At 36.2% G+C, this 26,628-nt stretch carries 27 protein-coding genes and 1 CRISPR repeat array; of the genes, 24 read left to right on the top strand and 3 right to left on the bottom strand.

All coding sequences use genetic code 11. The annotated features are described in order from the left end of the window. Position 1 precedes the first annotated feature (1 nt). The 11 genes from E7K77_RS06600 (at position 2) to E7K77_RS06650 (ending at position 13,196) form a co-directional block, all read left to right on the top strand. Complete coding sequence (locus E7K77_RS06600; protein ID WP_288566146.1) at positions 2-415, top strand: hypothetical protein; 414 nt, start codon at positions 2-4, stop codon at positions 413-415. A gap of 471 nt (positions 416-886) precedes the next feature. After that, positions 887-2,107 carry a hypothetical protein gene (locus tag E7K77_RS06605; protein ID WP_205112610.1) on the top strand — a complete coding sequence of 407 codons (1,221 nt, stop codon included), beginning with the start codon at positions 887-889 and terminating at the stop codon, positions 2,105-2,107. Positions 2,108-2,142: 35 nt separating this feature from the next. After that, complete coding sequence (locus E7K77_RS06610) at positions 2,143-2,718, top strand: TonB-dependent receptor (protein WP_325306216.1); 576 nt, start codon at positions 2,143-2,145, stop codon at positions 2,716-2,718. A gap of 419 nt (positions 2,719-3,137) precedes the next feature. Further along, complete coding sequence (cas9, locus tag E7K77_RS06615; protein WP_325306215.1) at positions 3,138-7,334, top strand: type II CRISPR RNA-guided endonuclease Cas9; 4,197 nt, start codon at positions 3,138-3,140, stop codon at positions 7,332-7,334. Between the two features lie 28 nt (positions 7,335-7,362). Further along, positions 7,363-7,980, top strand: coding sequence for a type II CRISPR-associated endonuclease Cas1 (cas1, locus tag E7K77_RS06620; RefSeq protein WP_325306213.1), 618 nt, complete (start codon positions 7,363-7,365; stop codon positions 7,978-7,980). A gap of 30 nt (positions 7,981-8,010) precedes the next feature. Next, positions 8,011-8,238 carry a hypothetical protein gene (locus tag E7K77_RS06625; RefSeq protein ID WP_325306212.1) on the top strand — a complete coding sequence of 76 codons (228 nt, stop codon included), beginning with the start codon at positions 8,011-8,013 and terminating at the stop codon, positions 8,236-8,238. 4 nt (positions 8,239-8,242) lie between these two features. Beyond that, positions 8,243-8,548 (top strand): CRISPR-associated endonuclease Cas2, encoded by a 306-nt coding sequence (gene cas2 / locus E7K77_RS06630; RefSeq protein ID WP_325321181.1) that lies wholly within the window; start codon positions 8,243-8,245, stop codon positions 8,546-8,548. After that, positions 8,545-8,745, top strand: a complete 201-nt coding sequence (locus E7K77_RS06635) for a hypothetical protein (RefSeq protein WP_325321182.1) — start codon at positions 8,545-8,547, stop codon at positions 8,743-8,745. Before cas2 ends, E7K77_RS06635 begins: the two co-directional genes overlap by 4 nt. 16 nt (positions 8,746-8,761) lie before the next feature. After that, positions 8,762-9,217 (top strand): type II-A CRISPR-associated protein Csn2, encoded by a 456-nt coding sequence (gene csn2 / locus E7K77_RS06640; RefSeq protein WP_325306284.1) that lies wholly within the window; start codon positions 8,762-8,764, stop codon positions 9,215-9,217. A 64-nt stretch (positions 9,218-9,281) separates the two neighbouring features. Further along, positions 9,282-10,307: direct repeats of the CRISPR family, unit length 36 nt; unit sequence GTTTGAGAGTAGTGTAATTCTGTAAACCTCTAAAAC. Between the two features lie 632 nt (positions 10,308-10,939). Next, on the top strand, positions 10,940-12,199 hold the full coding sequence (locus E7K77_RS06645; protein WP_302131897.1) for a hypothetical protein: 1,260 nt from the start codon (positions 10,940-10,942) through the stop codon (positions 12,197-12,199). A gap of 460 nt (positions 12,200-12,659) precedes the next feature. Then, positions 12,660-13,196 carry a flavin reductase gene (locus E7K77_RS06650; RefSeq protein ID WP_024061238.1) on the top strand — a complete coding sequence of 179 codons (537 nt, stop codon included), beginning with the start codon at positions 12,660-12,662 and terminating at the stop codon, positions 13,194-13,196. A gap of 205 nt (positions 13,197-13,401) precedes the next feature. Here E7K77_RS06650 and E7K77_RS06655 read toward each other — a convergent pair whose 3' ends face one another. Continuing rightward, on the bottom strand, positions 13,402-14,736 hold the full coding sequence (locus E7K77_RS06655) for a hypothetical protein (RefSeq protein WP_325306210.1): 1,335 nt from the start codon (positions 14,734-14,736) through the stop codon (positions 13,402-13,404). A 449-nt stretch (positions 14,737-15,185) separates the two neighbouring features. Here E7K77_RS06655 and E7K77_RS06660 point away from each other — a divergent pair, with 449 nt between their 5' ends. The 6 genes from E7K77_RS06660 to E7K77_RS06685 all read left to right on the top strand — a co-directional run bounded on the left by E7K77_RS06660 (position 15,186) and on the right by E7K77_RS06685 (position 19,829). Continuing rightward, on the top strand, positions 15,186-15,629 hold the full coding sequence (locus E7K77_RS06660; protein ID WP_165851643.1) for a hypothetical protein: 444 nt from the start codon (positions 15,186-15,188) through the stop codon (positions 15,627-15,629). Beyond that, entirely contained in the window at positions 15,629-16,228 is a 600-nt protein-coding gene (locus tag E7K77_RS06665) for a DNA-3-methyladenine glycosylase I (RefSeq protein WP_325306208.1), read from the top strand. Before E7K77_RS06660 ends, E7K77_RS06665 begins: the two co-directional genes overlap by 1 nt. A gap of 451 nt (positions 16,229-16,679) precedes the next feature. Continuing rightward, positions 16,680-17,396 (top strand): DUF554 domain-containing protein, encoded by a 717-nt coding sequence (locus E7K77_RS06670; RefSeq protein ID WP_287518759.1) that lies wholly within the window; start codon positions 16,680-16,682, stop codon positions 17,394-17,396. Positions 17,397-17,797: 401 nt separating this feature from the next. Beyond that, entirely contained in the window at positions 17,798-18,118 is a 321-nt protein-coding gene (locus E7K77_RS06675) for a HigA family addiction module antitoxin (RefSeq protein ID WP_004694508.1), read from the top strand. Positions 18,119-18,204: 86 nt separating this feature from the next. After that, the gene (locus E7K77_RS06680) at positions 18,205-18,558 is read left to right on the top strand and encodes a Spx/MgsR family RNA polymerase-binding regulatory protein (protein ID WP_005384960.1); all 354 of its coding nucleotides are present in this window, start codon (positions 18,205-18,207) and stop codon (positions 18,556-18,558) included. A 497-nt stretch (positions 18,559-19,055) separates the two neighbouring features. Then, positions 19,056-19,829, top strand: a complete 774-nt coding sequence (locus E7K77_RS06685; RefSeq protein WP_195213373.1) for a hypothetical protein — start codon at positions 19,056-19,058, stop codon at positions 19,827-19,829. A gap of 108 nt (positions 19,830-19,937) precedes the next feature. On the opposite strand, the gene pgtP is transcribed toward E7K77_RS06685, so the two are convergent. Next, positions 19,938-21,260, bottom strand: coding sequence for a phosphoglycerate transporter protein PgtP (gene pgtP, locus E7K77_RS06690; RefSeq protein ID WP_012864979.1), 1,323 nt, complete (start codon positions 21,258-21,260; stop codon positions 19,938-19,940). A gap of 313 nt (positions 21,261-21,573) precedes the next feature. Here pgtP and E7K77_RS06695 point away from each other — a divergent pair, with 313 nt between their 5' ends. Both E7K77_RS06695 and E7K77_RS06700 read left to right on the top strand, forming a co-directional pair. Then, positions 21,574-21,765: a P-type ATPase gene (locus E7K77_RS06695; RefSeq protein ID WP_021148763.1), complete on the top strand. Its 192-nt coding sequence runs from the start codon at positions 21,574-21,576 to the stop codon at positions 21,763-21,765. Continuing rightward, positions 21,726-22,043 carry a hypothetical protein gene (locus E7K77_RS06700; RefSeq protein WP_229039613.1) on the top strand — a complete coding sequence of 106 codons (318 nt, stop codon included), beginning with the start codon at positions 21,726-21,728 and terminating at the stop codon, positions 22,041-22,043. The genes E7K77_RS06695 and E7K77_RS06700 overlap by 40 nt, the downstream gene beginning before the upstream one ends. 184 nt (positions 22,044-22,227) lie before the next feature. Here the strand turns inward: E7K77_RS06700 and E7K77_RS06705 are convergent, their stop codons facing one another. Further along, positions 22,228-22,818 (bottom strand): nitroreductase, encoded by a 591-nt coding sequence (locus tag E7K77_RS06705; protein ID WP_008714653.1) that lies wholly within the window; start codon positions 22,816-22,818, stop codon positions 22,228-22,230. A 380-nt stretch (positions 22,819-23,198) separates the two neighbouring features. Here E7K77_RS06705 and E7K77_RS06710 point away from each other — a divergent pair, with 380 nt between their 5' ends. The 5 genes from E7K77_RS06710 to E7K77_RS06730 all read left to right on the top strand — a co-directional run bounded on the left by E7K77_RS06710 (position 23,199) and on the right by E7K77_RS06730 (position 26,378). Beyond that, positions 23,199-23,717, top strand: coding sequence for a MarR family winged helix-turn-helix transcriptional regulator (locus E7K77_RS06710; RefSeq protein WP_008714655.1), 519 nt, complete (start codon positions 23,199-23,201; stop codon positions 23,715-23,717). A gap of 154 nt (positions 23,718-23,871) precedes the next feature. After that, complete coding sequence (locus E7K77_RS06715; RefSeq protein WP_038125650.1) at positions 23,872-24,270, top strand: hypothetical protein; 399 nt, start codon at positions 23,872-23,874, stop codon at positions 24,268-24,270. Positions 24,271-24,359: 89 nt separating this feature from the next. After that, entirely contained in the window at positions 24,360-25,130 is a 771-nt protein-coding gene (locus E7K77_RS06720) for a carboxymuconolactone decarboxylase family protein (RefSeq protein ID WP_008714656.1), read from the top strand. 9 nt (positions 25,131-25,139) lie between these two features. Beyond that, entirely contained in the window at positions 25,140-25,766 is a 627-nt protein-coding gene (locus E7K77_RS06725; protein ID WP_325306205.1) for a site-2 protease family protein, read from the top strand. Between the two features lie 378 nt (positions 25,767-26,144). After that, the gene (locus E7K77_RS06730; protein ID WP_004694527.1) at positions 26,145-26,378 is read left to right on the top strand and encodes a (2Fe-2S)-binding protein; all 234 of its coding nucleotides are present in this window, start codon (positions 26,145-26,147) and stop codon (positions 26,376-26,378) included. Positions 26,379-26,628 lie beyond the last annotated feature (250 nt).

The raw sequence follows: 26,628 nt of genomic DNA on the forward strand, positions 1-26,628 counted from the left end.
AGTGAATAAACATAGATTAAAGATAAAACTTGTTTTTGGACTCCTAATAAAGCTTGTGCTTTTACTTATTTGGGGAATCTCTATTTGGGCTTTCTATACATTGCTCTATGATCGATATGTATTAGAAGCATATCCATTAAGGGATTATTTGCCAGTATTGATATTTACCTTTGGGAATATTTGGGTTTTACCGTGGCTTATTTTGTGGCATGAGAAACTATATCCAGCGTTTGATAAACCAAAAATTTATTATAGAGTGAAAGCTTGGTACTTTTCTTTGAAAGACCAATCTTTAGTGGGGACATTTATCTTTTATAGTATAGATTTTGTTATAAAGCTAGGGATATTAATGTATGGCACTATTATTGTTTTAGCTATTGTTATTTTTGTATCTCTTACTTGGCTCCGGTTCTGATCATTACTGGACTGATTCTTCATTAGCTCTTAAAAGCTCCTAAACACTCATATTGGATTTCTGATATATTCTTAACTTATTTACACAATGCAAAAGCCAAGCTATTCATATTTAAAAATAGCTTGGCTTTTATTAGTGGAGCACTTGTGGCGCTTATTTGTTTAGAAATAGCAAAATAGCCCTTCGTTTCTTCGGAAATTAGATAAAACGAAAAGGCCATTTCTACATGTTATTTGTTTGTGAGATGAGCCTGACGTCACTACTCGTCTGACTATCTACTTATATTATAGGGATAAAGGGATATATCGTCAAATGGAGATAAACCTTATATATACCAATTATAGATATATCATACATATACTAAATTATAAAATTATTAATAATAGGCACAGCCTTGTTTACATAGTATACTTATGCTAATAAGGTTGTGCTTATTTATGTTGTAATGTGAGAGAAAAAAGAGAGGGTTTTATGTTACGTAAAAGTTTGATTATCATGGCTGTACTAGCTGCTTTCACCATGAATGTAAGCGCTGTACAGATAGAAGTGCCAGCAGGACAGCCACCTATACCAGGGGCAGATGCGAATATCCCTGCCAATGCCTATGAAAACTATCGGGCCGGTAGCTTGAGCAATGTAGGAGCTAGTGATGTTATAAAATTACATTCTGAATCTAAAAAACGCATGGACATGTATGTAACTGACTGGGGACTAACACGAGATGAAGTCAATCAGATAGCAAGCGATTCGGAGAAGTTGATGGACTTACTTGTTAATGAGTCTGCAGTTGTGTTGTTGCATGATGAGCGTAATAACATTCGGGCATCTGTTCCTGGACTACTATTAGCAAGTAAGTATTACCCAAAACGCAGTGATGGTGAACGTTTATCTATTGTAAGAGAGAATTCCATATTTTTTGCGATTGGTACAAAACAGAATTATGATGATGCATTAGGCAAATTAAAATCAGAGCGAAAAGGGGAGTTTACATATCCGGGTATCACACATGGTAAATGGGCTATTGAAACTGAGTCTTTCGGTGAGAATACGCCTGCTATGGTTGCTGTAGTTGGTTTATTTAATCAACCGAATCAAGAATATATGGTAGGTCTTAGCTACAAAAATCAGCCTGTTACCGGCAAGCTCGAGCACGTTATGAGTAATTATGTAATTCCGTCGATTCGATCGTTAGATGACATGGATCATTATAGTGAAAGTATTCAATGGGATAATTTCACATATCGTATTCCTAAAGGGCTCAAACTAATAGCACAGAAATCGTTAAAGGACTCTGCCGAAATGAGAGACTATCGTGGATCAGGTATCCGACTTATTGTAGCTAAGAAACCTGTAAAAGTAGATGATAAATATATCTATTCATTTATTGACGAGATTTCGGAAATAAAGCCAGAAAGTCAAATCATAGGTGATGTACCTATTCAATCAGCATCTGTTTGGAATAATGGCGTTCCTAGTCTTTTAGTAGATAACTATCAACCAGGAAAAACGTCTTTAATGCATCGATTCTTACGTGATGACAAGAATGTATATATAATGAGCTTAGTTTATATTGATGGGGCTACGCCATATTCTCATATTCAGCTGCGTAATACGGTAGAATATTCTGATTTTGCAAATGTTGAGACACTGCGGAATAAAGTAATCCGTATGCAAAGTAAAGATAAAATGTAATTCAGTTGTTTATAAAATCGTTCAGGAGAGAGAACATGAAAAGAAAATACATGATTACGGGGCTTGTTATCGGCCTGCAATTGGTAAGTGGTTATAGTTATGTGACAGATGCAAGTTGGTTGAGCAAAACGTGGGATCGCCTTGAAACAAATGCAGCGAAACAGTCTTACGATTGGCCGAAAGCTGAGCAGTATACTCATTATGCGGGAGGACAACTTGTAGGTGCTAACTTACCAGACGAGGATATGATGGTTCTTGGTGTTTCATTAGGTAATACCTTTGATAGTGTGAAAGCAAGTTTGGGGCAGCCTACTGAAGAAACTAGTAGAGGACTCACCTATGGTGGTGTTACCTTTGGGAGTTTTAAAATGGATGGTGTAGAGTCAGTTGTTACCTATATGATGATCGAGAATCGTGATGCCACAACACATAGAGGCATTGCCGTAGGCGACTCCATGCGAAAAGTCCTTAATGTATACGGTAGACCTGATTTAGTAGACTCTAATAATCGATGGTTTTATGGGAAATATCGCTATCGTACGGATATGATGCATGGCATACAATTTGAACAAAAAGGCGATAAAGTAAGTAAAATTATGATTTATAGATAATTATATTAGAATAAAAGAGACGAAAAAGCCGAGCTACGTTAAATTTTGAGTAGCTTGGCTTTACTTATAAACATAACTATTTATTAACTTTTATGTACTCGATTATGAGTATAATTATAAGATTTATGAAAAATATATGAATTAATTTATTGTTTTATGCTAAAATGAAGTTAATTATACGGTGTTTGGCGACTTATAGATTATATATCACGTTTAAATAGTAAATTTTGGCAATAAAAAACTCAATTCCGAAGAATTGAGAGTAGGTGCCCTACGTCGGGCAGCCCGAAGGCATTGTAAATTAATTTGTATTTGAACTCGTAATGTAATTCTGTAAACCTCCAAAACTAGTTGGATTAATTATAGTATAGTTAAGCATTTGATGAATGTCAATTATTAATTTCCAAAGGAGAGGACTTATGGAAACGCAAGCATCGAACCAACTTATTTCAAGTCATTTGAAAGGATATCCAATTAAAGATTATTTTGTGGGGTTAGATATTGGTACAAGCTCAGTGGGCTGGGCAGTAACCAATAAGGCCTATGAGTTGCTGAAATTTCGATCTCATAAAATGTGGGGAAGTCGTTTATTTGATGAGGGAGAATCCGCTGTAGTACGTCGTGGATTCCGGTCCATGCGTCGTCGTTTGGAACGTCGTAAATTACGCTTAAAACTATTAGAAGAATTGTTTGCTGATGCTATGGCACAGGTGGATCCTACATTCTTTATGCGCCTTCGTGAAAGTAAATACCACTATGAAGATAAAACGACAGGTCATAGCTCAAAACATATTCTATTTATTAACGAGGACTATACTGATCAAGATTATTTCAAAGCGTATCCTACTATATATCATTTACGTGCAGAGTTAATGAAAGATGGTACTGATGATATTCGTAAGTTATTCTTGGCAGTACACCATATTTTAAAGTACCGTGGTAACTTCCTCTATGAAGGGGCTTCATTTGATTCAAATGCTTCAACGCTTGATGATGTTCTTAAACAAGCCTTAAAAAATATCATCTTCAATTGTTTTGATTCTACTGCTGCAATTGGTTCTATCGGTCAAATCCTTATGGAGCCAGGTAAAACAAAATCTGACAAAGCAAAGGCCATAGAACGTCTTGTTGATACATATATAATTACTGATGAAGTGGATACTTCTGGTAAAACTCAAAAAGAACAGGTCAAGGAGGATAAAAAAAGACTTAAATCATTTGTTAATTTGGTGTTAGGTTTATCTGCGAGCCTTACTGACTTATTCGGCTCTGTAGAGGATTTAGATGAAGATCTTAAAAAGTTACAAATTATAGGGGATACATATGATGAGAGACGTGACGACCTAGCTAAAGCTTGGGGAGAGGAGATTCATAGTATTGATGATTGTAAATCTGTATATGATGCTATTATCCTCATGTCTATTAAAGAACCTGGCCTTACTATTTCTGAGTCTAAGGTACAAGCTTACAACAAACACAAAGATGATTTAGTTCTGCTTAAATCTTTATTAAAGGCTGATAGAAAGCTCTATAATGCGATGTTTAAGGCTGATGAAAAAGGTCTACATAACTATGTGCATTATATTAAACAAGGCCGTACAGAGGAAACTAGTTGTACCCGTGAAGATTTTTATAAATACACTAAGAAAATAGTAGAGGGATTATCTGATTCTAAGGATAAAGAGTATATTCTTAGTCAAATTGAGCTACAAACATTATTACCATTACAACGGATTAAAGACAATGGCGTTATTCCTTATCAATTACATTTGGAGGAACTCAAGACTATTCTTGATAAATGTAAATCCAAATTCCCATTCCTAAATGAAGTGGCTGATGGATATTCTGTAGCAGAGAAACTTATTAAACTGCTTGAATTCCGTATTCCATACTATGTAGGGCCTTTAAATACACATCATAATGTGAATAATGGCGGGTTCGCTTGGGCTGTTCGTAAAGCCTCTGGTCAGGTTACACCATGGAATTTTGAAGATAAAATTGATAGAGAAAAATCAGCAGCAGCTTTCATCAAAAACCTTACGAATAAATGCACTTATTTGTTAGGTGAAGATGTGCTGCCTAAATCATCTCTTTTATATAGTGAGTTCATGTTGCTCAACGAACTAAATAGTGTGCGTATTGATGGGAAGCCATTAGAGACAAAGGTAAAAGCTCATCTTATTGAGGCCGTGTTTAAGCAAGACCATAAGAAATTGACCAAAAATCGGATAGAGCAGTTTTTAAAAGATAATGGTTATATCTCAAACCCTCATAAACCTGAGATTACAGGTCTAGATGGGGAAATTAAAAATGATCTAACATCTTATCGTGATATGGTTCGTATCCTTGGCGATGGTTTTGATACATCTATGGCTGAAGAGATTATTACGGATATTACTATCTTTGGTGAAAGTAAGAAAATGTTACGTGAAACGTTACGTAATAAATTTTCTTCTCGCCTTGATGATGAGGTTATCAAAAAGTTTGCCAAATTACGATATCGAGATTGGGGCCGTCTTTCTAAGAAATTACTAAATGGTATTGATGGCTGTGATAAGGCTGGAGACGGTACTTCTGTAACCATTATTGAAGCAATGCATGATTTTAGCTATAACTTGATGGAACTATTAGGCGATAAATTCTCATTTATGGAACGTATTCAAGAGATAAATGATAAATTAACAGCAGGCCAAGTAGTAGATCCTCATGATATTATCGATGAACTGGCACTTTCACCAGCTGTTAAGCGTGCGGTATGGCAAGCATTGCGCATCGTTGATGAGGTTGCACATATTAAAAAAGCGTTACCGGCTCGTATCTTTGTAGAAGTAACACGGTCAAATAAAGCAGAGAAAAAGAAAAAGGACTCCCGTCAAAAACGATTATCTGATTTATATGCGGCTATAAAACATGATGACTCCTTGGTAGAAGCTCTTAATGGACAAAAATTTAATACATTAAAATCTGACTTGTCAGGATGTGATGATGCGGCGTTAAGAAGTAAAAAACTCTATTTGTATTACACACAAATGGGGCGTTGTGCTTACACAGGGAATATTATAGATTTAAATTTATTAAATACAGATAACTATGATATTGATCATATTTATCCTCGCAGTCTTACAAAAGATGATAGCTTTGATAATTTAGTATTATGTGAGCGTACTGCGAATGCTAAAAAGTCGGATATGTATCCAATAGACAATACGATTCAAACTAACCAAAAGGTATTCTGGTCATTCTTGAAACATCAAGGCCTTATTAGTGAACGGAAATATGAGCGCCTTACTCGCATTACACCACTTACAGAAGATGATTTAAGTGGCTTTATTGCTCGTCAGTTAGTAGAAACTAATCAATCTGTTAAGGCTGCTACAACATTGTTGCGCCGTCTTTACCCAGATGTTGATGTTGTCTTTGTAAAAGCAGAGAATGTAACAGACTTCCGTCATGATAATAACTTTATCAAAGTTCGCTCATTGAATCATCACCATCATGCTAAAGATGCTTATTTAAATATTGTTGTTGGTAATGTATATCATGAAAGATTTACTCGTAACTTCCGTGCATTCTTTAAAAAGAATGGAGCTAATCGTACATATAACTTAGCGAAGATGTTCAATTATGATGTAAATTGCACAAATGCTAAAGATGGAAAAGCTTGGGATGTAAAAACAAGCATGGATACTGTTAAGAAAATGATGGCCAGCAACGATGTTCGAGTGACGAAACGTTTATTAGAACAAACCGGTGCATTAGCTGATGCAACTATATATAAAGCTACTGTTGCAGGGAAAGCTAAAGATGGTGCTTATATAGGGATGAAAACTAAGTCTAGTGTGTTTGCAGATGTTTCTAAGTATGGTGGCATGACAAAAATTAAGAATGCCTATTCTATTATTGTTCAATATACAGGTAAAAAAGGTGAAGTGATTAAGGAAATCGTGCCATTACCAATCTATTTAACAAATCGAAATACAACTGATCAAGATTTAATTAACTATGTAGCATCTATTACTCCACAAGCAAAAGATATTTCTATCATTTATGGAAAACTGTGCATTAATCAATTAGTTAAGGTTAATGGATTCTATTACTATTTGGGTGGGAAAACTAATAGTAACTTCTGTATTGATAATGCGATTCAAGTCATTGTTTCAAATGAATGGATTCCATACCTCAAAGTGCTTGAGAAGTTTTATAATATGAGAAAAGATAATAAGGATTTGAAGGCAAATGTTGTATCAACAAGAGCTCTTGATAATAAGCATACGATAGAGGTTAGAATCGTAGAAGAGAAAAATATAGAGTTCTTTGATTACTTGGTAAGTAAACTTAAAATGCCTATATATCAAAAGATGAAAGGGAATAAAGCAGCTGAACTATCAGAAAAGGGATATGGTTTATTTAAAAAAATGTCTTTAGAAGAACAGAGTATTCATTTGATAGAGCTTTTAAACTTATTAACAAATCAAAAAACTACTTTTGAAGTTAAGCCTTTAGGAATAACAGCATCTAGATCAACTGTGGGGAGTAAAATAAGTAATCAAGATGAATTTAAAGTTATCAATGAATCCATTACAGGATTATATTCTAATGAAGTAACTATAGTTTAAAACGAGTGTGTTAGTATTAGGGGTTATTATGAGTTGGCGTATGGTAGTCATAAGTAGTCGTTCTAAGTTAGATTTTAAAATGAATTACATGATTATTCGCAAAGACTTTGAGACGACTAAGGTGTATATTGATGAAATATATATGCTGATTGTTGAATCTACGGCGGTGAGCCTCACCGCCGTACTACTAAACGAGTTGATTAAGAAAAAAGTGGCTATTGTGTTTTGTGATGAGAAACGGAATCCAGCCAGTGAGGTTCTTCCATTATATGGTAGTCACAATAGTAGTAAACGATGTCGTGAACAGGCTGAATGGTCTAAAGAGTTGCAAGCTTCTATATGGACAGAAATTGTACGACGTAAGATTATGAATCAAGCAGAGCTATTACAGCATCAGGAGTTAGTTGAAGCAGATTTACTATACCAATATCTTGATGAGCTGACTCTAAATGATGAAACTCAACGTGAGGGGCATGCTGCAAAAGTATATTTTAATGCTTTGTTTGGAAAATCATTTTCTCGCGAACAGGATAATGCTATTAATGCAGCACTGAATTATGGATATGCGATATTGTTTTCTGCGGTAAATCGAGAGATTTTATCGTTAGGTTATATTACTCAGCTAGGTCTTAATCACTGTAATTAATTTAATCCGTATAATTTAGGTTCTGATTTGATGGAACCGTTGAGAGGCTTTGTTGATGCGGTTGTTATCAAGTCGATACCTACAGAATTCAATCGAGATGTTAAATTGTCACTTATAGAATTACTATCTGAAGATGTAAAAATTAATGATACTATTCAGACATTTAGTGCCGCTATTCGCGTTTACTGTAAAAGTGTATTTGATGCATTGCGGAATCAAGATGCTTCAGAGATTAGGTTTATAGAATATGAGCTATAGATTTATGAGAATACTAGTGATGTTTGATCTACCGACGTTGACTTCGGAAGATAGAAAAGAATATAGGAATTTTAGGAAGTATTTAATTGTATCAGGATTCCTCATGTTACAAGAATCTGTGTACTCAAAATTAGTTCTTAATACAACTAGTGCCAACATTATAATGGACCATGTACGTAAAAATAAGCCACCTAATGGTAGCTTGTTTATGTTAACTGTTACAGAAAAACAGTTTTCAAGAATGGAGATTGTAGTGGGCGATAAGCAAAGTGAGGTTATAGACTCAACGGAGAGGGTGCTTATGATATGAAATTGATGTATCAAGATTCTACGTTAGACTTTGAAGTATCTAGTGATAAGGCAACTGTTATATCATTTGAGAATTGTAAAGTATTTCGACGTATGGTCACAGAGCTTGATATACAATGCGATGGAGGGGACGGCCCCTGGATTTTAAATGATAATAATAAGGCGTTCAATTTAGATAAATATGGACATATAATATAATCCATTATATGTAGATATAAATAGTAAAGCCTTATTAACCAAATTACAAAATCAATTATCTAAAGAAGCCTTGTTGATGACAGAAGAGGTGGCAGATATTGTAAATCGTCTTTATGCTTTTTATTATTCTTTAGAATTTGGATATCCTTTATCAATCCAACATAAACTTGAAATTGGTACTGCTGAACTTATTAAGCTAGGTAGCTTTAACTTTGAGTTTAATCGTACAGGGGATATCATGGATCTCATGTCTTATATAGAAGTGGTGGATACATTATTATCTCCCATGTTATATATTATGGTAAATCTAGATTTAGTTTTAAATGATGATGAGATTAATGCATTTTATCAAAACATGTTGAGTAGACAATTACGATTAGTTTGTTTAACGACAGGATCTTTTGATAAAGAAAATCTTGATAAAAGCCTTATAAATGGGTATATTTTAGATGATGATTTCTGTGTTATTTAAAGTGGATACAGAATTACACCTGGTGGTAGCCCGAGTTACTCTTGAGCCTCAAATTTAATTTGGGGTTTGAGAGTAGTGTAATTCTGTAAACCTCTAAAACATTACCACAGGCTATACAGTAAAGAGCGTTGTTTGAGAGTAGTGTAATTCTGTAAACCTCTAAAACAATTATATGGTATTCACTGGTCCTCATGTAGTTTGAGAGTAGTGTAATTCTGTAAACCTCTAAAACTTGACCACTACTTCAGGCTTGTCGAGTTGCGTTTGAGAGTAGTGTAATTCTGTAAACCTCTAAAACATTACCTTTATTGTATGGATGTTCTCCTAAGTTTGAGAGTAGTGTAATTCTGTAAACCTCTAAAACAGCGCGGACATAGTGACGCGCAACATTAGTGTTTGAGAGTAGTGTAATTCTGTAAACCTCTAAAACCCGTATTGTTGAGGCGGCATTAAATCAGTTGTTTGAGAGTAGTGTAATTCTATAAACCTCTAAAACCGGTATTATGATATGGATTTTGACTGGCTAGTTTGAGAGTAGTGTAATTCTATAAACCTCTAAAACTGCCAGTACCGTTGGCACGTTTCATGGACAGTTTGAGAGTAGTGTAATTCTATAAACCTCTAAAACTTTGTGAAGCTTAATACTACCCTTGCAAGTGTTTGAGAGTAGTGTAATTCTATAAACCTCTAAAACTCTTATTGTTTATCACACGATCTACTACAAGTTTGAGAGTAGTGTAATTCTATAAACCTCTAAAACGAAAGAGTTAGAGATAGAGAAAGAGTTAGAGTTTGAGAGTAGTGTAATTCTGTAAACCTCTAAAACTCCATTGCTCAAAAAAATGGCTTTAAGCCAGTTTGAGAGTAGTGTAATTCTGTAAACCTCTAAAACGCTGCGGCGGTAAATAGCAATAGTCAATTAGTTTGAGAGTAGTGTAATTCTGTAAACCTCTAAAACGCCATCGTCTACCCATTGATTTACCGATACGTTTGAGAGTAGTGTAATTCTGTAAATCTCTAAAATTGTAGAAGAATTCATTCCTCAATGGTAAGGGTTTGAGAGTAGTGTAATTCTGTAAACCTTTAAAACGAGCAAATTAGATCCTTCTTTAAAGAGTTGGTTTGAGAGTAATGTAATTAGAATTTAGTAGATTATAAATTTGTGAAACGATATAAAAAGCCGAGCTACCTTGTTTTAGTAGCTCGGCTTTATTTGTTAATTTATATATTTATATAATATGATGCTTATTGTATCGTATATTAGTTCGCTCTATAATAGATTTAGGATAGTTAGACGAGGTTGGGACTCTCTTCGTTTTCGAAGGGAGGGATAAGTCTATGAGCGATTATGAAATAATCATGCTCCTGTTACAAGTAATGGCTATTGTTATTGCTTTTGGGGCTTTAATAGCACTTATTTGCCTTACAAGAAGCAAATAGCCCTCCGTTGCCTAGTGTAACTAGATAACTGAAAGGCCATTTCCTAATGTTTTACTGATTTAGAGATGAGCCTGACGGCACTACTCGTCTGACTATCTACCTATATTATAGGGATAAAGATTTATATCGTCAAATTGAGATAAACCTTATAAATATCAATATAGGTAAATCTTATATACTAAATTATAAAATTATTAATCATAGGCACAGACTTATTTGCATAGTATACTTATGCTAATAAGTCTGTGCTTATTTATTTTATAAAAATTGAGAGAGGGTACTATGTTACGTAAAAGTGTAATTATGATGGCACTAGCAACTGCTTTCACCATAAATGTAAGTGCTGTACAGATCGAAGTGCCAGCCGGACAGCCACCTGTGCCTGGGGCGGATGCGAGTATTCCTGCTAATGCGTATGAAAATTATCGACATATTAATAAGGTGGCGGAGCAAGAGGTAGAGTCATATATTCAATTTGTAGAATCGAAGTCTGTAAATCCGGCATCGAAACTGGATAAGTTATATCGAGAACGGTCTGGTTTTGTTAAGGCTTCGGAGCTTGCAGATTATTCGCAGTCTACAGTTGTGTTGCTTCATGAAGGGGATAAGAATATCAGATTATCCGTACCAAATGTTAGCTTACGGGGTGATGTTGTAGAGTCTCCATCCGGAAAACAAGGGCCCTTGTTTGCTGTTCGAAGCCTTAGTGCGTTTTTAGTTGTCGGTCCACCGCATGCTAAAGAGCTTAATAAATATTCTGAAAGTAAAGGAAAATATATGTATCCAGGATTACGGAACACATCTTGGAAGCTCATGTCAAATAATGCCCATGTAATGTATACGGAATTTACACCAAATGATACAAATACATCTTATGGCATTACCTATGGCGGTTGGGTAAATACAGAGGATCCATATCAAGATAAAGCGCCTGAAGTGGTGATGAGTAATTATATTATTCCATCTATCGAATCATTATCTGGATTAGATGCTTATACTAATATTGAGCATTGGGGTAATTTTAACTATCGTATTCCTAAAACGGCTAAGCTCATCAGTGAAACTGTGGAAGACGAGACATATGATGTAAGAACCTATGAGGATACAGGATTTAAAATGCGGGTAATACGTAGCTTAATCAAGAAAGAAAAGCCAGATGTAACGATTATTAAGATCCCAACATTATATTTTTTACATAAATATAATGATTTAGACACACCTACACAGTATGCAGTAGTATGGAACAATGGGATTGCAGGCTCTTTAGTTGATTCCTATAAGCCTAATAGTGAATCCTATCTTCGTCATGTTGTGAGAGATTCTGTATACGTTTACAGTTATCGTATTAATTATGATGAAAGTAAAACATCTTATACACATAAACAACTGAGAGATATGATCGAATATGTGGGCTTTGATGATGCGGCAAGATTACGAAAAGAGCCACAATGGCGAGAAGAAGGGTCTTATAAGGAGAAACTTGAAGAGAGCCCAGTATTTATACCGTGGTATATGGAATGGATTAATATATTAACTCAATAAGAAATGTAGTTTTAAAGTTTTTATGGTGTAAGCGATTACCGCCAGCTTTTAATTCATAGAATTAGCTCGGCTTTTATTACTGTATTCATATATTTGTATAATATAATGCTTATTGTATCGCATATTAGTTCGCTATATAATAAGCATAGGATAGTTAGACGAGGTTGGGCCTCTCTTCGTCATCGAAGGGAGGGATAAGCCTATGAGTGATTATGAAATAATCATGCTCTTATTACAGGTGATAACTGTGGTTATTGCTTTTGGAGCTTTAATAGCGCTTATTTGTCTCACAAAAGACAAATAGCCCTTCGTTATCTTAGATGATTCGATAACTGAAAGGCCATTTCTCAAGCTTTTTTGTTTTCAGAGATGAGCCTGACGGTATGACTCGTCTGACTATCTACCTATATTATAGGGGTAAAGATTTATATCGTCAAATTGAGATAAACTGGAGGTTCTTATGAAAGCATTTGAAACAAAGGATTATAAAGCTTTTACCATGTTTGAGAATCGTTGGGCTCTTGTTACGGCTGGAATGCTTGATGATTTTAATACATGTACGGTTAGTTGGGGCAGTATGGGCAACATATGGGGCCCTAATGGTGGCGATATATCCACTGTGACGGTGTACATCCATCCAGCGCGTTACACTCAAGAGTTTATGGCTAAATATGATACTTTTACAGTTAGTTTCTTCCCTGAAAGCTATCACAAGGCTCTTGGTTATTTAGGTTCTCATTCTGGCCGCGACGAAAATAAGGTGGCAAATTCTGGCCTAACACCAGTTGTGGCAGGCGATGGGGTAACTTTCAAAGAAGCAGAGTTAACTTTTGTATGTAAAAAGCTATATGAACACCAATTCGATGAAGCCTATTTGGCAGAAAAGGTAAAAGATTATTACGCATCTAATCCTGCTGTATATACACAAGCTGGGCATGATCGTTGGGAACCACATTATATGTACATTGGCGAAGTAGTTGACGCCATAGAGGACTAGTCTGTCCACATAACAAATGAAGACATACATACAATTCTTTGGGATACCGTGAATGCTGCATCTTAACTAAGTATATTTTAGTTTTCTAGTACTAAAAAAGTCGAGCTTCTATCGTTTAGTTGCTCGACTTTTGTTAGTTAATTTATATATTTGTATAATATAATGCTTATGAAAGCTATTTTATAATGGTGTTGATATAAATCGTCTATGCTTCTGGAAATAGAACGTGTTCTTGCATTTTAAAACTAGGATTATTGGTAGAGTCAAAGAACTCAATCATATTTCGTAATTTTTGAACCTCTTCAGCATGTAAAAAACTTGGATAAAAGATGATATAGGTAAAGCTATAGGTCCCATCATAGGAGTTAAAGGTTAGGATGTGATCATCCTTATTAGGTTCATAGCTGTGTATGGATAGACCAGGGATGTTATTGTTCCATACAACTGAGTAATTGATATAGTCTGATGCTGATGGATGGTAACGGTAAATATCCCAGAACGTATTTAAATCAGTTTTAAAATTGTAATGACCGTTTATAACAAGTTCGTGCGCATATGGGTTTCTAGGAACATTGTCAGTAGAAACAAAGAATGTTATATCTCCTTTTTTGTAGTATCTAATATCTTGGTGTTCAGAGCCCTTACTTTCACCTTCGTATATGGCGTCTTTTGGTACGCGGTATTGTACACCGTTTAAGCTTTCTATGCGTGAATATTGATTTAATTCATTTAGGTTTTGTACAGAGGGAAGCACATAATTAGCCAATAATTTATCTGTAGGAACCTTGTTCAGAACGGGGTTGTTATCATAATAGACAAACCCTGCGTGATATAAGGGATGACGCATGTTATAGCCCTTAAATTTAAAATTAATCGTGTCGATGGTGAGCGTTGCTTTTTTACCGTTTTCAAAGTGTGGCATCTTCATGCTATCCCAAGTGCTGTAGGTAACAGTAGGATATGAAAATACAGTACCCTTTATATCAGAAATCTGTTTTGAGGACTTTCGTTTTGCATTGTCTTGCAAGAAATTACGGACGTCTTTGTCTGTTAGCTTTTCATAAGCTGTTTTGGTGTTACGCCAGTCATAGTCTTTGTAATCAGCATAGTCAATTTCTAAATTGAGACTTCCGTTATCGGTTAATACTCGATAGTCCTCAATGGTTCGACTTGGATTTTTGTAACGTCTTATATTATAATTACTTTTTATGCCTGCAACGGGGAATGAAAGCCGAATTTGGTTGTATTGATCATGAATGGAGATGACTGTATTATGGTAATGTTGACCGCGATATATAGAGGCTGCTTTAGTATACTCAATTTCGTTTTTATTAATACCGTTAGCCTTGTCCGTTAACTTTAATGTTTTCACATAGTTTGCTACATCCTTTTCAATATCAGGGTTCGTGGTTTGGTAATTTATGTAGGCATCCTTGGAAAACTTAGAATCTGCACCAGGAATATTAACATCGATGGCTCCTATTGGTGATAATATAGTGCTCATGATGAAAGCACACGCTAATAGTGGTAGTTTAGTCATGGTGGTATCTCCCGCTTACATTTTCGTATTTATTGGTATTGTAGTAATCCATAGGTTATGTTATTAAGTATAATTATATAACTAAATGGCTATATTGATTCAAGTATTCATCAAAATATATCATAAAATCGATGAAAAATAAGTATACAAAAGCTAAGTGTAATGAATGGCTTATATAGTGACTTCTTTTGTTGATCAGTACTATAAATAGTGTAAATTGATAAAATTTTTATAAAATATAATCCCACAAAAACTGCAAAATCTGATATAATATTAATATGAAAATCGATGTATGTAAGGACTAAAAAATGGTGTGTATGAAGTGATTTTCTAGCCTAGAAAATCGCTATATCCTTGGTATTCAGTCGATATAATCGGAATGTTGTATATATGAAATGACTACGCAAATGCGTAGTTTTTATTATTTTTTGTTTGGTGTAGGTAGTCCCATGAGTGTAGTGAAGCCCTTATTATGGCTATTAGAACCGTATATCGTATACAAAGCCTATTTGTGGGGTGCCCGTTTCATGGCACAACCCTTCACGTGGGAAGGCGAATTAGATTGGTTTGCTTTTATGTTAACCCTATTGCTCGTCATTGATGTGGTGGCGTTGCCCTTAGTGATCTTCTATTGTCCTGGTTTGAATCCTGGGGTACGTGTTCCAGACTGGATTCGTCGCTTAGGAACGCCTATTTACGCTGTCCATAATTGGCTTGATAGTAAGGTAGGTGGCGACACATCTACGCCGATTGTATGGCTTCGTAAAGCCTTGCATTCCCTACTTTTATTCATTTATTATTTGGTGCCATTTTACGTGGGTGGTCATCTCGTAATGGGTCTCGTAGTAGCGCTCATGTATGACGTTCTCGTATGGGCGCATGGAGGTGTGTGATGACGACTTGTGAATGGCCGACGACGCCTTTATATCAGGATTATCACGATTACGAGTGGGGACGACCAATTCATGATGATCAACATCAATTTGAACATATTTGTCTTGAAAGCCTCCAATGTGGCCTCAGTTGGCTTACGATTTTGAATAAACGAAATATCATTCGAGAATGCTTTGATCATTTTGATATTGATGCGGTGACTGTTTATGGTGAAAGTGACATTGAACGCATCATGCAGACGGAGGGGATGCTTAAGCATCGTCCTAAAATTGAAGCTATTATCAATAATGCTACTGCTTTTAAACGTATTCAATCTGAATTTGGTTCGTTCTGCAACTATATTTGGGGATTTACCAATCATAAAACGATTATTTATGAAAACCATCCAGAAGGTCATTTTCCTACAAAGAATGGTTTATCTACACGGATCAGTAAAGACTTAAAGAAGAGGGGCTTTAAGTTTGTAGGTCCTGTTACAATTTATTCGCATCTACAAGCTAGTGGCCTTATCAATGATCACGGTAAAGACTGCCCTTGCTTTGAGGAGATTAATAAAACAGCAGATATCGTACGGTTACCTGTAGACGATGAAGCGTAAGGGTGATAAGTATAAATTAGTTAACAATAGTTTTTATGCATACTTGTGTTTACATAATTGAATTTGTTGTTATGTGGAATTGGGTGTACACTAAAGTCGATGAGGCGATAGCGACTCATCTCATGTCGGCCCGCTTTATATATAAACACATATACTCTCTCTCTCCTAAGCGGGTCTATCATTAGTTCTCTCTCAACGCTATAAACTATACAGAGCCTCTACCTTATTGGGTAGAGGCTTTTTGCTGTATATAATGTTATAAGAGGAGCAATACTGTATTAGGGAGCCCTATAACAGCATTAAACAAGCTATATGTATGGTTTTAAAGAATCTTTAATTAATCCAATTTCATAGTATATATTTTATACCATATAAATTGATTTCTTTCGATGTAGTTGTTATACTGAAGTAAATTGATAGTGTTACTTTCACAATTAAAGAAGGGAAATATATGATTGGTTTGGGAACGGCCATTAACATTGGTCTCATTATAGCTGGTAGCCTATGTGGCCTCGCGTTTGGTCGCTTTATGAAAGAAAATTTAAAGCAGACGCTCATGATTGTGAGCGGTATTATCGTGCTCCTCCTCGGTATGAGCGGGGCTATGAAGTATATGCTCGTCATTGTCAACGGATCTCTACAAACAACGGGGCCGCTATTGATGATTATTAGCATGGTCGTAGGCGCCGTGATTGGCGAAATTATCGATCTTAATCATTGGATTACCGTGTTTGGTGATTGGGTGAAAGCTCGTACTGGCAATGCTGGTGATCCAAAGTTTACACATGCTTTTATTACTGCATCTTTGACGTTTACTGTAGGTGCTATGGGGGTACTGGGTTCTATTCAAGACGGCCTTACTGGAAATTATCAAACGCTATTATTGAAAGGCATCCTCGATGGTATTATCGTTATGGTTATGGTATCCTCTATGGGAAAAGGGGCGCTGTTCTCCTTTATTCCTGTAGGTATTACGCAATGGCTCATCACGGCAATGGCACATATTGCAGCGCCTCTGATGACACCTAGTGCCATCGATAACCTATCCTACGTCGGATCTATTCTGATTTTCTGTGTTGGTATCGACCTCATCTGGCCTGGTAAAATACGTATTGCCAACCTCTTGCCAGCCATTTTCATGGCAATGGGGCTTACATTTTTGCTATAATTAGCATTACAATGATATATAGATTTTTATAAGAGACCTATATTCTCTGAACCTTTGATGTGTACTTTGTACATGATACGGTCGAGGATGTAGGTCTTTTTACTTTTTAAAATCAATTTAATAGATGTGCGAATTAATGATAGTTTAAATTCAATTATGACAATAAGGTAAATTTATTACATTCCGAAATAGGTGACCAATAGAGTCATCGCAAGTGTAGGATTTAAATGATGTTTTATAGAATTCTTTTACCAAAATTGTTTGTAGAATAATTTCAATTCTATGTATAGTTATTCTTCAAGTATATGTTATTGAATTATACCTGTTTAACAGGTATAATTGAAAGAGAGATTCTATGATTATCGGATTTGTAGATTATCATTAATAGAGAGGAAATTAATATGGAAAAGTTTATTCCTACACCTACCATTAGTGAAATATTAAAGGAAGAGTTTATGGATCCATTAGGACTATCTGCATATCGATTAGCTAAGGATATACATGTGCCTGTTTCACGTATTCAAGAAATATTGAATGGTACACGGTCTATTTCAGCAGATACATCGTTGCGTTTAGCGAAATACTTTGGTGTTTCGGAAGGGTATTTCTTGCGTTTACAGATGGATGTTGATTTGCGTACAGCAAAACTTAGTGAGGGGATGGATGAAGTATTATCCTCTATTACACATTGTGCTTCATTAGAACCCGTAGACTGTCAATAAGAGATTGATAATTTTCGATGTATTTGGTACAATTATCTTAAATTAGTAAGTCATTACAACATTGAATATTGATATAAGGAGAACCTATGTTATTCGTTGAATATCCTAAATGCACAACATGCAAAAAAGCAAAGAAATTCTTAGATGATCACAACATTAAGTACACAGATCGTGACATCAAGTCCGAAAACCCTACAGCAGAGGAAATTGCTGCTTGGTATCCACAATCTGGCAAGGATTTGAAAGCATTCTTTAATACTTCTGGTATGATTTACCGTGAACAACAATTAAAGGATAAATTGCCGAACCTTAGTGAAGAAGAAAAACTAGCATTATTAGCATCTAATGGCATGCTTGTAAAACGTCCTATCTTGGTTCTTGAAGACAAAGTACTTGTTGGATTTAAAGAAGCAGAATGGATTGAGGCGTTGAAGCTCTAATTTCATAACCTTGGTCAAAGCCCCTATCTCTAAAAGCCTCCATAGCGAGCTAAGTCATTTTTAGAGATAGGGGCTTTTCCTTTTATATGAAATTAGGATCTTCAACTAGTGCCTATTAAAATGAGCTCCAAAGTGAGCTAAGTCGTTTTTAGGGACCTGTTCTTTCTACGTTTTAATAAAGAAATTAGAGCTCACGACTAGGATCTCTTTTACAGTTAAGATATTTTTCATTTATCAAAAATTTTGATTTGTATATAACTTATATATTTTGTATAATATTTACACAATAGATATACCCCTATGGGTACTATAAAAATTTAGAATAGAAACAAAAGGTACTTCAGATCGGTAGTTGATTACTATTAGGTTAATATTAGTACGATATTAACACAAGATTAGTGTCATATTGCATGGGTGTACCTTACTATTTAATAAATTGTTTTGTATTTTATTTCCGGATTAAGTAAGGCCGGTATCTCATTTATAGAGAGGTCTATATGAAGTTTTTACAGTCTTTATCAGCGCAGGTTTCTCTGCGTACGCAGGGGGCTATTTTGGCACTCGGCTTGTTATTTATTATATTAGATGCGCTTACGGAGCCTATGAACCCAGCTATTGATTTGGCGTGGGTAACGGTCATCATTTGTGGCTTGCCATTGCTCATTAACAGCGTGCAAAGTATTTTGGATCATTTAGAGATTCATGCTAATTTTCTCATCGTGATAGCCATGGTGGCGCTTATTGCGATTGGAGATTACCATACGGCGGCTTATGTAGGAATCATCGTACATGGTGGCTTTTTCTTAGAGCAGCTTATTACGGGTGACGTACATTATACATTGGATGATGATATGTTGCCGACCATGCCTACACAGCTTGTAGCCTTGCGTCAGGGCATTAACAATTATTCATCTGTTATTGTTGTGGCTGTTATGTTGCTTTCCATGGGTTCCTATGCATTGACGCAGAACTTTATGCATACCATTACATTGCTAGTTATCCTTTGCCCATGCTCTTTGGAACTCGTTCTTGTGGCACTCATGATGGGTTCTCTCGTAGATGAAAACTCTCCAACAGCGGGGCTTTCAAAAGAGGCAAAACAATGCCATTTGGGCCTACTTATCGTGTCTATTTTGTTCCACGTTGCCATCATCGGTGCTGGTGTGTTAGGATCTATCAATCCAGTAACAGCTGCTGCATTACATGGCTTGGCTCGACTTGGTCTCGTGTATAATTTGAAAGTATTAAACGGTTCCTTGTGCGTCGCATAAATAATTAAACTCCCCTAGTAATCATAAGTATTACTAGGGGAGTTTTGTATATACAACAGTGAGTTGTACAGTACGTATTTATACATTACGTATTATACAGTACGTATTCTATTGTTGTCCTTTGTCTCCAAGGGTGAGGAGTAGGAATACGATGGATAGGATACATGCACCAACGAGGGCAATGAAACCACCATCCCAACCGTAGAGGTCAACCATGAGACCCATGAAAGCACCAGCACCGGCAGAACCGATGAGGTAACCAAGAAGGCCTGTAAGGCCAGTAGCTCCACCTGTTGCTACGCGTGGCACCATATCTGCTGCTTGAAGGCCAATCATCATAACAGGACCGTAGATGAGGAAGCCGATAGCGATGAGTGCTAAGTTATCGATGAGAATATTGCCTGCAGGGTTAAACCAGTACACGAGAATCGCCAAGATAACGAATAGCATGAAGCAAATTGTAGCTGGAGCACGACGGCCGCGGAATACGCGGTCACTCAAGTAACCACTTACGAGCATGCCTGGAATACCAGCCCATTCGTATAAGAAGTAAGCCCAACGGGAACCTTCTTTTGTGAAGCCTTTCACAGCGGTTAAATAGGTCGGTGCCCAGCTAACTACGCCGTAACGGATGAAGTATACAAAAATGTTTGCAATCGCAAGATACCATAAGTATTTATTATGCAAAATATATTTGTAGAAGATTTCTTTGAAAGTACTTTTTTCTTCATTTGCTGTATGTGTATGAACTACTTCATGTTTGTATTCTTCGATAGGCGGTAAGCCACAAGATTGAGGCGTATCTTTCAACAATACAAAGGTAATAATCGCTAACACGATAGAGATAAGGGCAGGGAAGAAAAAGATACTATGCCATGTACCGAATAGGTAGATGCCAAGCGTAGCAAGAGGAGCGATAATGCCGCCACCTAGGTTGTGGGACACGTTCCACCAAGACCACCAAGCACCGCGTTCGGAACGGGAGAACCAAGTTACCATGTTTTTCGCATATGGAGGGTAGCCCATACCTTGGAACCAACCGTTTAATAAGGCAAGAACACACATGATAGGAATACTGCTCATAACACCTGGTAAGGTGCCGAATAATAACATAACTAAAGCACTAAGCAATAGACCTACTGTGGAAAAGTATTTTGGGTTAGAGCGGTCAGACGCATTACCCATAACAAATTTACTTACGCCGTAAGCTACGGATAAGATGGTCATAACTATACCAAGATCCGCTTTGGTGTAGCCGTACTCAGCAATCATGTACGGAACAGCTAAACTAAAGTTTTGACGGATCAAATAGAATGTAGCATAACCAATAAATGTACCTGCAAAGACTTCGCGACGAAGACGTTTGTAGGTGGAATCGATTTGCGCCTCAGGTAAACGTTCAATATGAGGAGCAGGAGAGAAAATCGACATCGTTACACATCCTTTCTACAACATGTCATTTGTAATAATACCATGTAGGGTATGTAGTCGACTATACTTAATTTTCTATTATAATAAATAGTTATTAGAAAATTGAATTATGGATAACATTGATTAGGGTGAAATAGTATTGAATAGGTTGAAAATATCAAAATATCTTCTATGTAAATATTATCAATTTGCAAATATATATATGAATGGCTGTTCATGTATTTGCGTAATGAGGCTATGCATGAATAATATAATCTTATTGAATTCGCATTTTTCCTGTACTTTTGAGTGTATATGAATAATTGTACATATTTTGTTATTGACACAAGGTAATGCGAAAATCGTTAGCTTGGCTGACCGTTGGGCCACATGGATTGTAGTGATTGCGTTATTGGCCGCGGTTGGCACCTATGTGGTAACTGGAGAAATCATTCGTGCCGTAACCATCCTCGTTGTGTTCTGTCCTTGTGCTCTCGTATTGGCAACGCCGGCAGCGATAATGTAAAGGAAATTCCTCACTTAGTAGCATTATCTAAACGCATGATGACTACTATTAAAATTAATCTTTCTTTCTCCTTGCTTTTGAATTTCGTAGCTATCATCTTGGCAATGGTTGGTACTTTATCTCCAGTGTGGGGGGCCCTTGTTCATAACGGAGGGAGCCTTCTCGTAGTTGCAAACTCTGCACTATTGTTGCGCTGGGCTTACAAATCTAACCATGTAGTAGATGATGATCATTCCGTTCTTGTGAAAGCAGCACGTAAACGCGTGTTTGAGGCTTAATAGTAGTTCATTATAAATATAAGTATGGAGTGTGCATCGATTTGATTACTAAATCGGTGAGCGTTAAAAAATAATATAGTCAATAAAAAGCGCTATCTATTCCTAACGAAACTCAAATAGAGTTGTAGGATAGATAGCGCTTTTGTTTCATTTATAGTATGAAATCGATGGTTTCTAGTCTCGATTAATCAATGTATGTTACAGGATAGCCTTTTGGCTCGATTTCGCGGCGGTTAAGGTCATTTGGTAGATCTGGGTAGCCGATAGCGAGGCTAGCGTAGACTTTTTCGTCTTCGCTAAGACCTAGTTCACGCATTTTGGCTTGGATGCGTTCATTATCTTGAAGATGACGGATTTGGTTAACCCAGCAACTGCCAAGGTCGAGTTCATTGCAAGCAAGCATCATATTTTGCATAGCACAAGATACATCAGCAAAGTTATTAGCATAGTTTGCTTTACTAGCTAATACGATGAGCACAGGTGCATTATAGTGGAATACAAATTTGCCTTCGGAGGACATCTTAATGATATTCACCATGTAAGGTAAAGTATTTTCTGTAATCGGCATTTTGCCGTATTCTTCTTGAATGAGTGTTACTAGTTCTTGAAGCACATCTTGGTTTGTAATGACCATGAAATGTGTTAATTGTGTATTACCGCCGGATGGAGCGCGTCGACCAGCGTCGAGTACTTGGTCAATAAGTTCTCGAGATACTTGATCTGCTTTAAATTTACGCGTACTATGACGAGTTTTGATGCACTCTAAGGTGTTCATATAGGCCTCCTATTATAAGTTAGCTTTGATATAGAATTTCTTTTATTATACTACAAGGAAGGACCTAGTAGGGGGCGTATTTTTACTAAGTCATCTATTAGGAGACGGTCCTGCAACGAAAAAAGATTTCATTGAAAACAGAAGTTATAACTTTCTAATTTAATATTAAAATAATTTATAAATAAAGTAACAATTTTATGGTATGATTTTTACCCATAAATTCTATAGAAGTGCCTAATTCTTAACGAATAAGAAAATAAATATTAATTAATTGACAAATTTAAAAATATCTGTTCAAAGTAGGCTTTTTGCGTTGACTGTTTACCGTAAAATTGTGTACAATTAATTAGTAGATAATTGTGTGCATATGGAGGTAGAATATGGCAGAAATTGGTGTACTTGAAGGGTACAAACATAAAGAAGATGTTCCTGATTCAGAATATTTAAGATTGGAAAACCAATTGAGCTTCCCACTTTATGTAGTGGCGAAGGAAATTGTTAATGCATATCGTAATCACTTAGATCCTTTAAATTTGACATATACTCAATACATCGTAATGATGGCATTGTGGCAATATGGTGATTTATCTGTTAAGGAATTGGGCCAAGTATTGCGCCTAGATTCCGGTACATTAACACCGCTTTTAAAGAAATTAGAAGCTAAAGCATTCTTGAAACGCAAACGCAGTCGTCAAGATGAACGCGTAGTTATGGTAACCCTTACTGATACGGGCAAAGAATTACGTGATGTAGCTGTTCATATACCACGCCGCTTGGCTGAAGCGTCAGGTCCAATTTTTGATGTAGAAGAGACACGTCAATTGCGTATGTTGCTCAATAAATTACTAGAAGCAATCGATAATGCAAACGCAAAAACAGCAGAGAACATGAAGGGCTAATTTGATACAACCTCATATGCATATATTCTGTAACCTTGGAAATCTAAAAATTTTATTAAAAATGTGATATACTATACATATAGCGTATTGTATTCAAGTCATGTGAGAGTATGACTGATTCATGATTTGCCCTCGTGGCACAAAGGAGATCATTATGAATAAAAATTTATTAGGTGCATTTGTATTAGCCGGTACATTATTAGTAGGTGGTGTTGCAAACGCAGCAAACTGGAATGGGTTAGCTAACTACCCAGAGGTTCCAAATAGTGCAAATGGTACAGAAACGTATTTCTTTGATAAAGCATCTGAGTTTAAAGGTATCGATAGCAGCCGTAACAACGTATTTGGTGTTAATGTAATTAACATGCATAATAACCAATACGGGGAAGCTACATTGTTCAAATATCTTGTTAATCCAAGCTTACATACTGTATATCGTTACGCTCCAGATGGTCAAGTTTACCAAATTCAACCTGGAACAAATGAGTTCAATATGTTCATGGCTGCTTGGAAAGAAGTATACGGCACAACTTTCGAATTCCCAGCGTTATAATTTGATGGCCCGTATCGTAATAATTACATAACTATTGCTGGTGAAAGCTCCTTTTGGGCTTTCACCAGTGTTGTTTATGGAGGTTTTTTATGTCTAAATCTGAATTTGCTCAAGCCTACACTGAGCGTATGTTCCCTGATATTGCAGCCCCAGCAGGTTATATTGATCCAGAGTTTGAAGTATTGTTTGATAATTTTGCCTTTGATGAAGTCATCACCGAAGAAGGCCGTAATGTACCGGCAAAAGATCGCTTCTTAGCCATTCTTGCAACATTAGTAGGCGCCTCTGCTGTTGATGAATATGCATTAATGCTACCGGCAGCATTAAACTTTGGTCTTATTCCTGATGAAGTGGTAGAGCTCATTTATCAAGCGGTACCCTATCTTGGCATCGGACGTGTGCGCCCATTCTTTAAGGTGACCAATAAGATTTTTGACTATCGAGGAGAAGCTATTGTTGATCCATCTCGTAGCACGATTACTGGCGAGTCTCGTCTTGAAAAAGGCGTAGAAAAGCAAGTGGAAATCTTTGGCGAGCCTATGCGTAATTCTTACCAAGAAGGGCCAGAAGATATTCGTCACATCAACAAATGGCTTGCCAATATGTTCGGCGATTACTATACGCGTAAAGGCCTTAGCGTGGCTCATCGTGAAATGATTACTTTCTGCTTCCTTGCGGCTCAAGGTGGCTGTGAAGCTCAACTCAAGGCTCATGTAGAGGGTAATTTGAACGTAGGGAACAGCAAACAATATTTGATTAACATCGCATCCCAATGCGTGCCGTATATCGGCTATCCTCGTACCTTGAATGCCCTTCGTTGCATTCAAGAAGGTTACACCGCATGGGAAGCTAAACAATAAAGGAGTTCTATGTTTGATTTAAATCCAGTTCAGATATTAGCAAGTATTCCTGCTATTATGATCGTTTTTTCTATCTTTGGATATGCAGAGGCGAAGGTAGCAACTTGGTTTGGTGATCCAACGCCGCGTCTGGCGGGACGCCTCACATTGTCACCAATGGCGCACCTTGATCTAATTGGTACCATCTGTATTATTCTTGTTGGCTTCGGTTGGGCAAAACCTATGTCAATTAATCCATCTTACTTTAAAGATCCACGACGTGATATAAGCTTGCTTGCTTTTGCAGGTCCTGTGGCAGGTCTTATAGCAGGCTTCATATTCACCTTTATATATATGCTTCTTGGAAAATTAGGCCTCATGGAGTCCCAAGGTCTTGCCATGGTTATGCAATATATTATTTTATATAGTATTGGCTTATCAATCTTCTGTTTGATTCCGTTCCCACCATTGCCTGGTTTTAATATTATCTTACCGTGGTTGCCTACAGAGTGGCAGATGAGATATTACCAATTAGGGATGCTTAATTTATTATTCTTTATCATCCTTATTAATACACCCATTATTTCCATGGTTATTCGTCCATTACAACAAACGATATTTAAAATCTACTTTGTCATTATTGGGCTCATACTATAATTATATTTTGTGAAAGTTTCTACCATAAAGATAATATCTTTATGGTAGTTTTTTATAGTTTATAGATAGATTTAGCTTATCTTTACATATAATGTATTTGTAAATTTTTTCCGTTTTTATAGTAACAATTTTACTTTTGACTGTTCTTTGGATTTTATATTAAAAACTATCGATGTAGTTCCTCAATTGTGTTATAATAAATACAGAAATCGTAAATTTTCGATATATTAATATTACAGTGTATTATTAGATACTATCGATAGAGTAAATTGATCTGCTACATCGATATGTAAATCAATACACTAAATTGACACGTAAATCGATATATTAAATCGATACAGTATATAGATATTCAAGTGAATACAAGAGGAATTACATATGAATTTTGAAGAAAATCAAGTGCCAGAGGCGATTCTGGACAAGCTTACAAAGGTGTGCACATGCCGTAGTATTACGCGCAAAACGATTAAGGAAGCCATTTTAGATGGTGCTCATACATTTCCACAAGTAAAAGAAGCAACTCGTGCTGGCACGGGCGCTTGCGGTGGCAAAGGCTGTGGGCCTCGTATCGTAAAGCTCTTAGCGGAAATGAAAGAGCAAGGCAAAATCTGATTTGCGAAATGTAATATACACATTTTATACATCTAAAATGTAAGATACATAGTTTACACTCCAAAATGTAAACTATAATGTTTATACAACAAAAATGAAACATATAAAGATTGTTATTTGATTCTCTCAATGGATATACCCGTTGGGTTTTCGAGTAACAATCTTTTTGTTTTGTAAGATGCATGTACTATACTGCTGCTTGTCGTGTATTGATTATGTTGGGCTCGTTTATATTTTTTGATATACTATA

The organism is Veillonella parvula (assembly GCF_032577575.1).
Taxonomy (GTDB): domain Bacteria; phylum Bacillota; class Negativicutes; order Veillonellales; family Veillonellaceae; genus Veillonella.

Excerpts from the sequence above, each read along its gene's own strand:
- E7K77_RS06605 (WP_205112610.1), top strand. The coding sequence starts at position 887 with ATGTTACGTAAAAGTTTGATTATCATGGCTGTACTAGCTGCTTTCACC.
- E7K77_RS06610 (WP_325306216.1), top strand. The coding sequence starts at position 2,143 with ATGAAAAGAAAATACATGATTACGGGGCTTGTTATCGGCCTGCAATTG.
- cas9 (WP_325306215.1), top strand. The coding sequence starts at position 3,138 with ATGGAAACGCAAGCATCGAACCAACTTATTTCAAGTCATTTGAAAGGA.
- cas1 (WP_325306213.1), top strand. The coding sequence starts at position 7,363 with ATGAGTTGGCGTATGGTAGTCATAAGTAGTCGTTCTAAGTTAGATTTT.
- E7K77_RS06625 (WP_325306212.1), top strand. The coding sequence starts at position 8,011 with ATGGAACCGTTGAGAGGCTTTGTTGATGCGGTTGTTATCAAGTCGATA.
- cas2 (WP_325321181.1), top strand. The coding sequence starts at position 8,243 with ATGAGAATACTAGTGATGTTTGATCTACCGACGTTGACTTCGGAAGAT.
- E7K77_RS06635 (WP_325321182.1), top strand. The coding sequence starts at position 8,545 with ATGAAATTGATGTATCAAGATTCTACGTTAGACTTTGAAGTATCTAGT.
- E7K77_RS06645 (WP_302131897.1), top strand. The coding sequence starts at position 10,940 with ATGTTACGTAAAAGTGTAATTATGATGGCACTAGCAACTGCTTTCACC.
- E7K77_RS06650 (WP_024061238.1), top strand. The coding sequence starts at position 12,660 with ATGAAAGCATTTGAAACAAAGGATTATAAAGCTTTTACCATGTTTGAG.
- E7K77_RS06655 (WP_325306210.1), bottom strand. The coding sequence starts at position 14,736 with ATGACTAAACTACCACTATTAGCGTGTGCTTTCATCATGAGCACTATA.
- E7K77_RS06660 (WP_165851643.1), top strand. The coding sequence starts at position 15,186 with ATGAGTGTAGTGAAGCCCTTATTATGGCTATTAGAACCGTATATCGTA.
- E7K77_RS06665 (WP_325306208.1), top strand. The coding sequence starts at position 15,629 with ATGACGACTTGTGAATGGCCGACGACGCCTTTATATCAGGATTATCAC.
- E7K77_RS06670 (WP_287518759.1), top strand. The coding sequence starts at position 16,680 with ATGATTGGTTTGGGAACGGCCATTAACATTGGTCTCATTATAGCTGGT.
- E7K77_RS06675 (WP_004694508.1), top strand. The coding sequence starts at position 17,798 with ATGGAAAAGTTTATTCCTACACCTACCATTAGTGAAATATTAAAGGAA.
- E7K77_RS06680 (WP_005384960.1), top strand. The coding sequence starts at position 18,205 with ATGTTATTCGTTGAATATCCTAAATGCACAACATGCAAAAAAGCAAAG.
- E7K77_RS06685 (WP_195213373.1), top strand. The coding sequence starts at position 19,056 with ATGAAGTTTTTACAGTCTTTATCAGCGCAGGTTTCTCTGCGTACGCAG.
- pgtP (WP_012864979.1), bottom strand. The coding sequence starts at position 21,260 with ATGTCGATTTTCTCTCCTGCTCCTCATATTGAACGTTTACCTGAGGCG.
- E7K77_RS06705 (WP_008714653.1), bottom strand. The coding sequence starts at position 22,818 with ATGAACACCTTAGAGTGCATCAAAACTCGTCATAGTACGCGTAAATTT.
- E7K77_RS06710 (WP_008714655.1), top strand. The coding sequence starts at position 23,199 with ATGGCAGAAATTGGTGTACTTGAAGGGTACAAACATAAAGAAGATGTT.
- E7K77_RS06715 (WP_038125650.1), top strand. The coding sequence starts at position 23,872 with ATGAATAAAAATTTATTAGGTGCATTTGTATTAGCCGGTACATTATTA.
- E7K77_RS06720 (WP_008714656.1), top strand. The coding sequence starts at position 24,360 with ATGTCTAAATCTGAATTTGCTCAAGCCTACACTGAGCGTATGTTCCCT.
- E7K77_RS06725 (WP_325306205.1), top strand. The coding sequence starts at position 25,140 with ATGTTTGATTTAAATCCAGTTCAGATATTAGCAAGTATTCCTGCTATT.
- E7K77_RS06730 (WP_004694527.1), top strand. The coding sequence starts at position 26,145 with ATGAATTTTGAAGAAAATCAAGTGCCAGAGGCGATTCTGGACAAGCTT.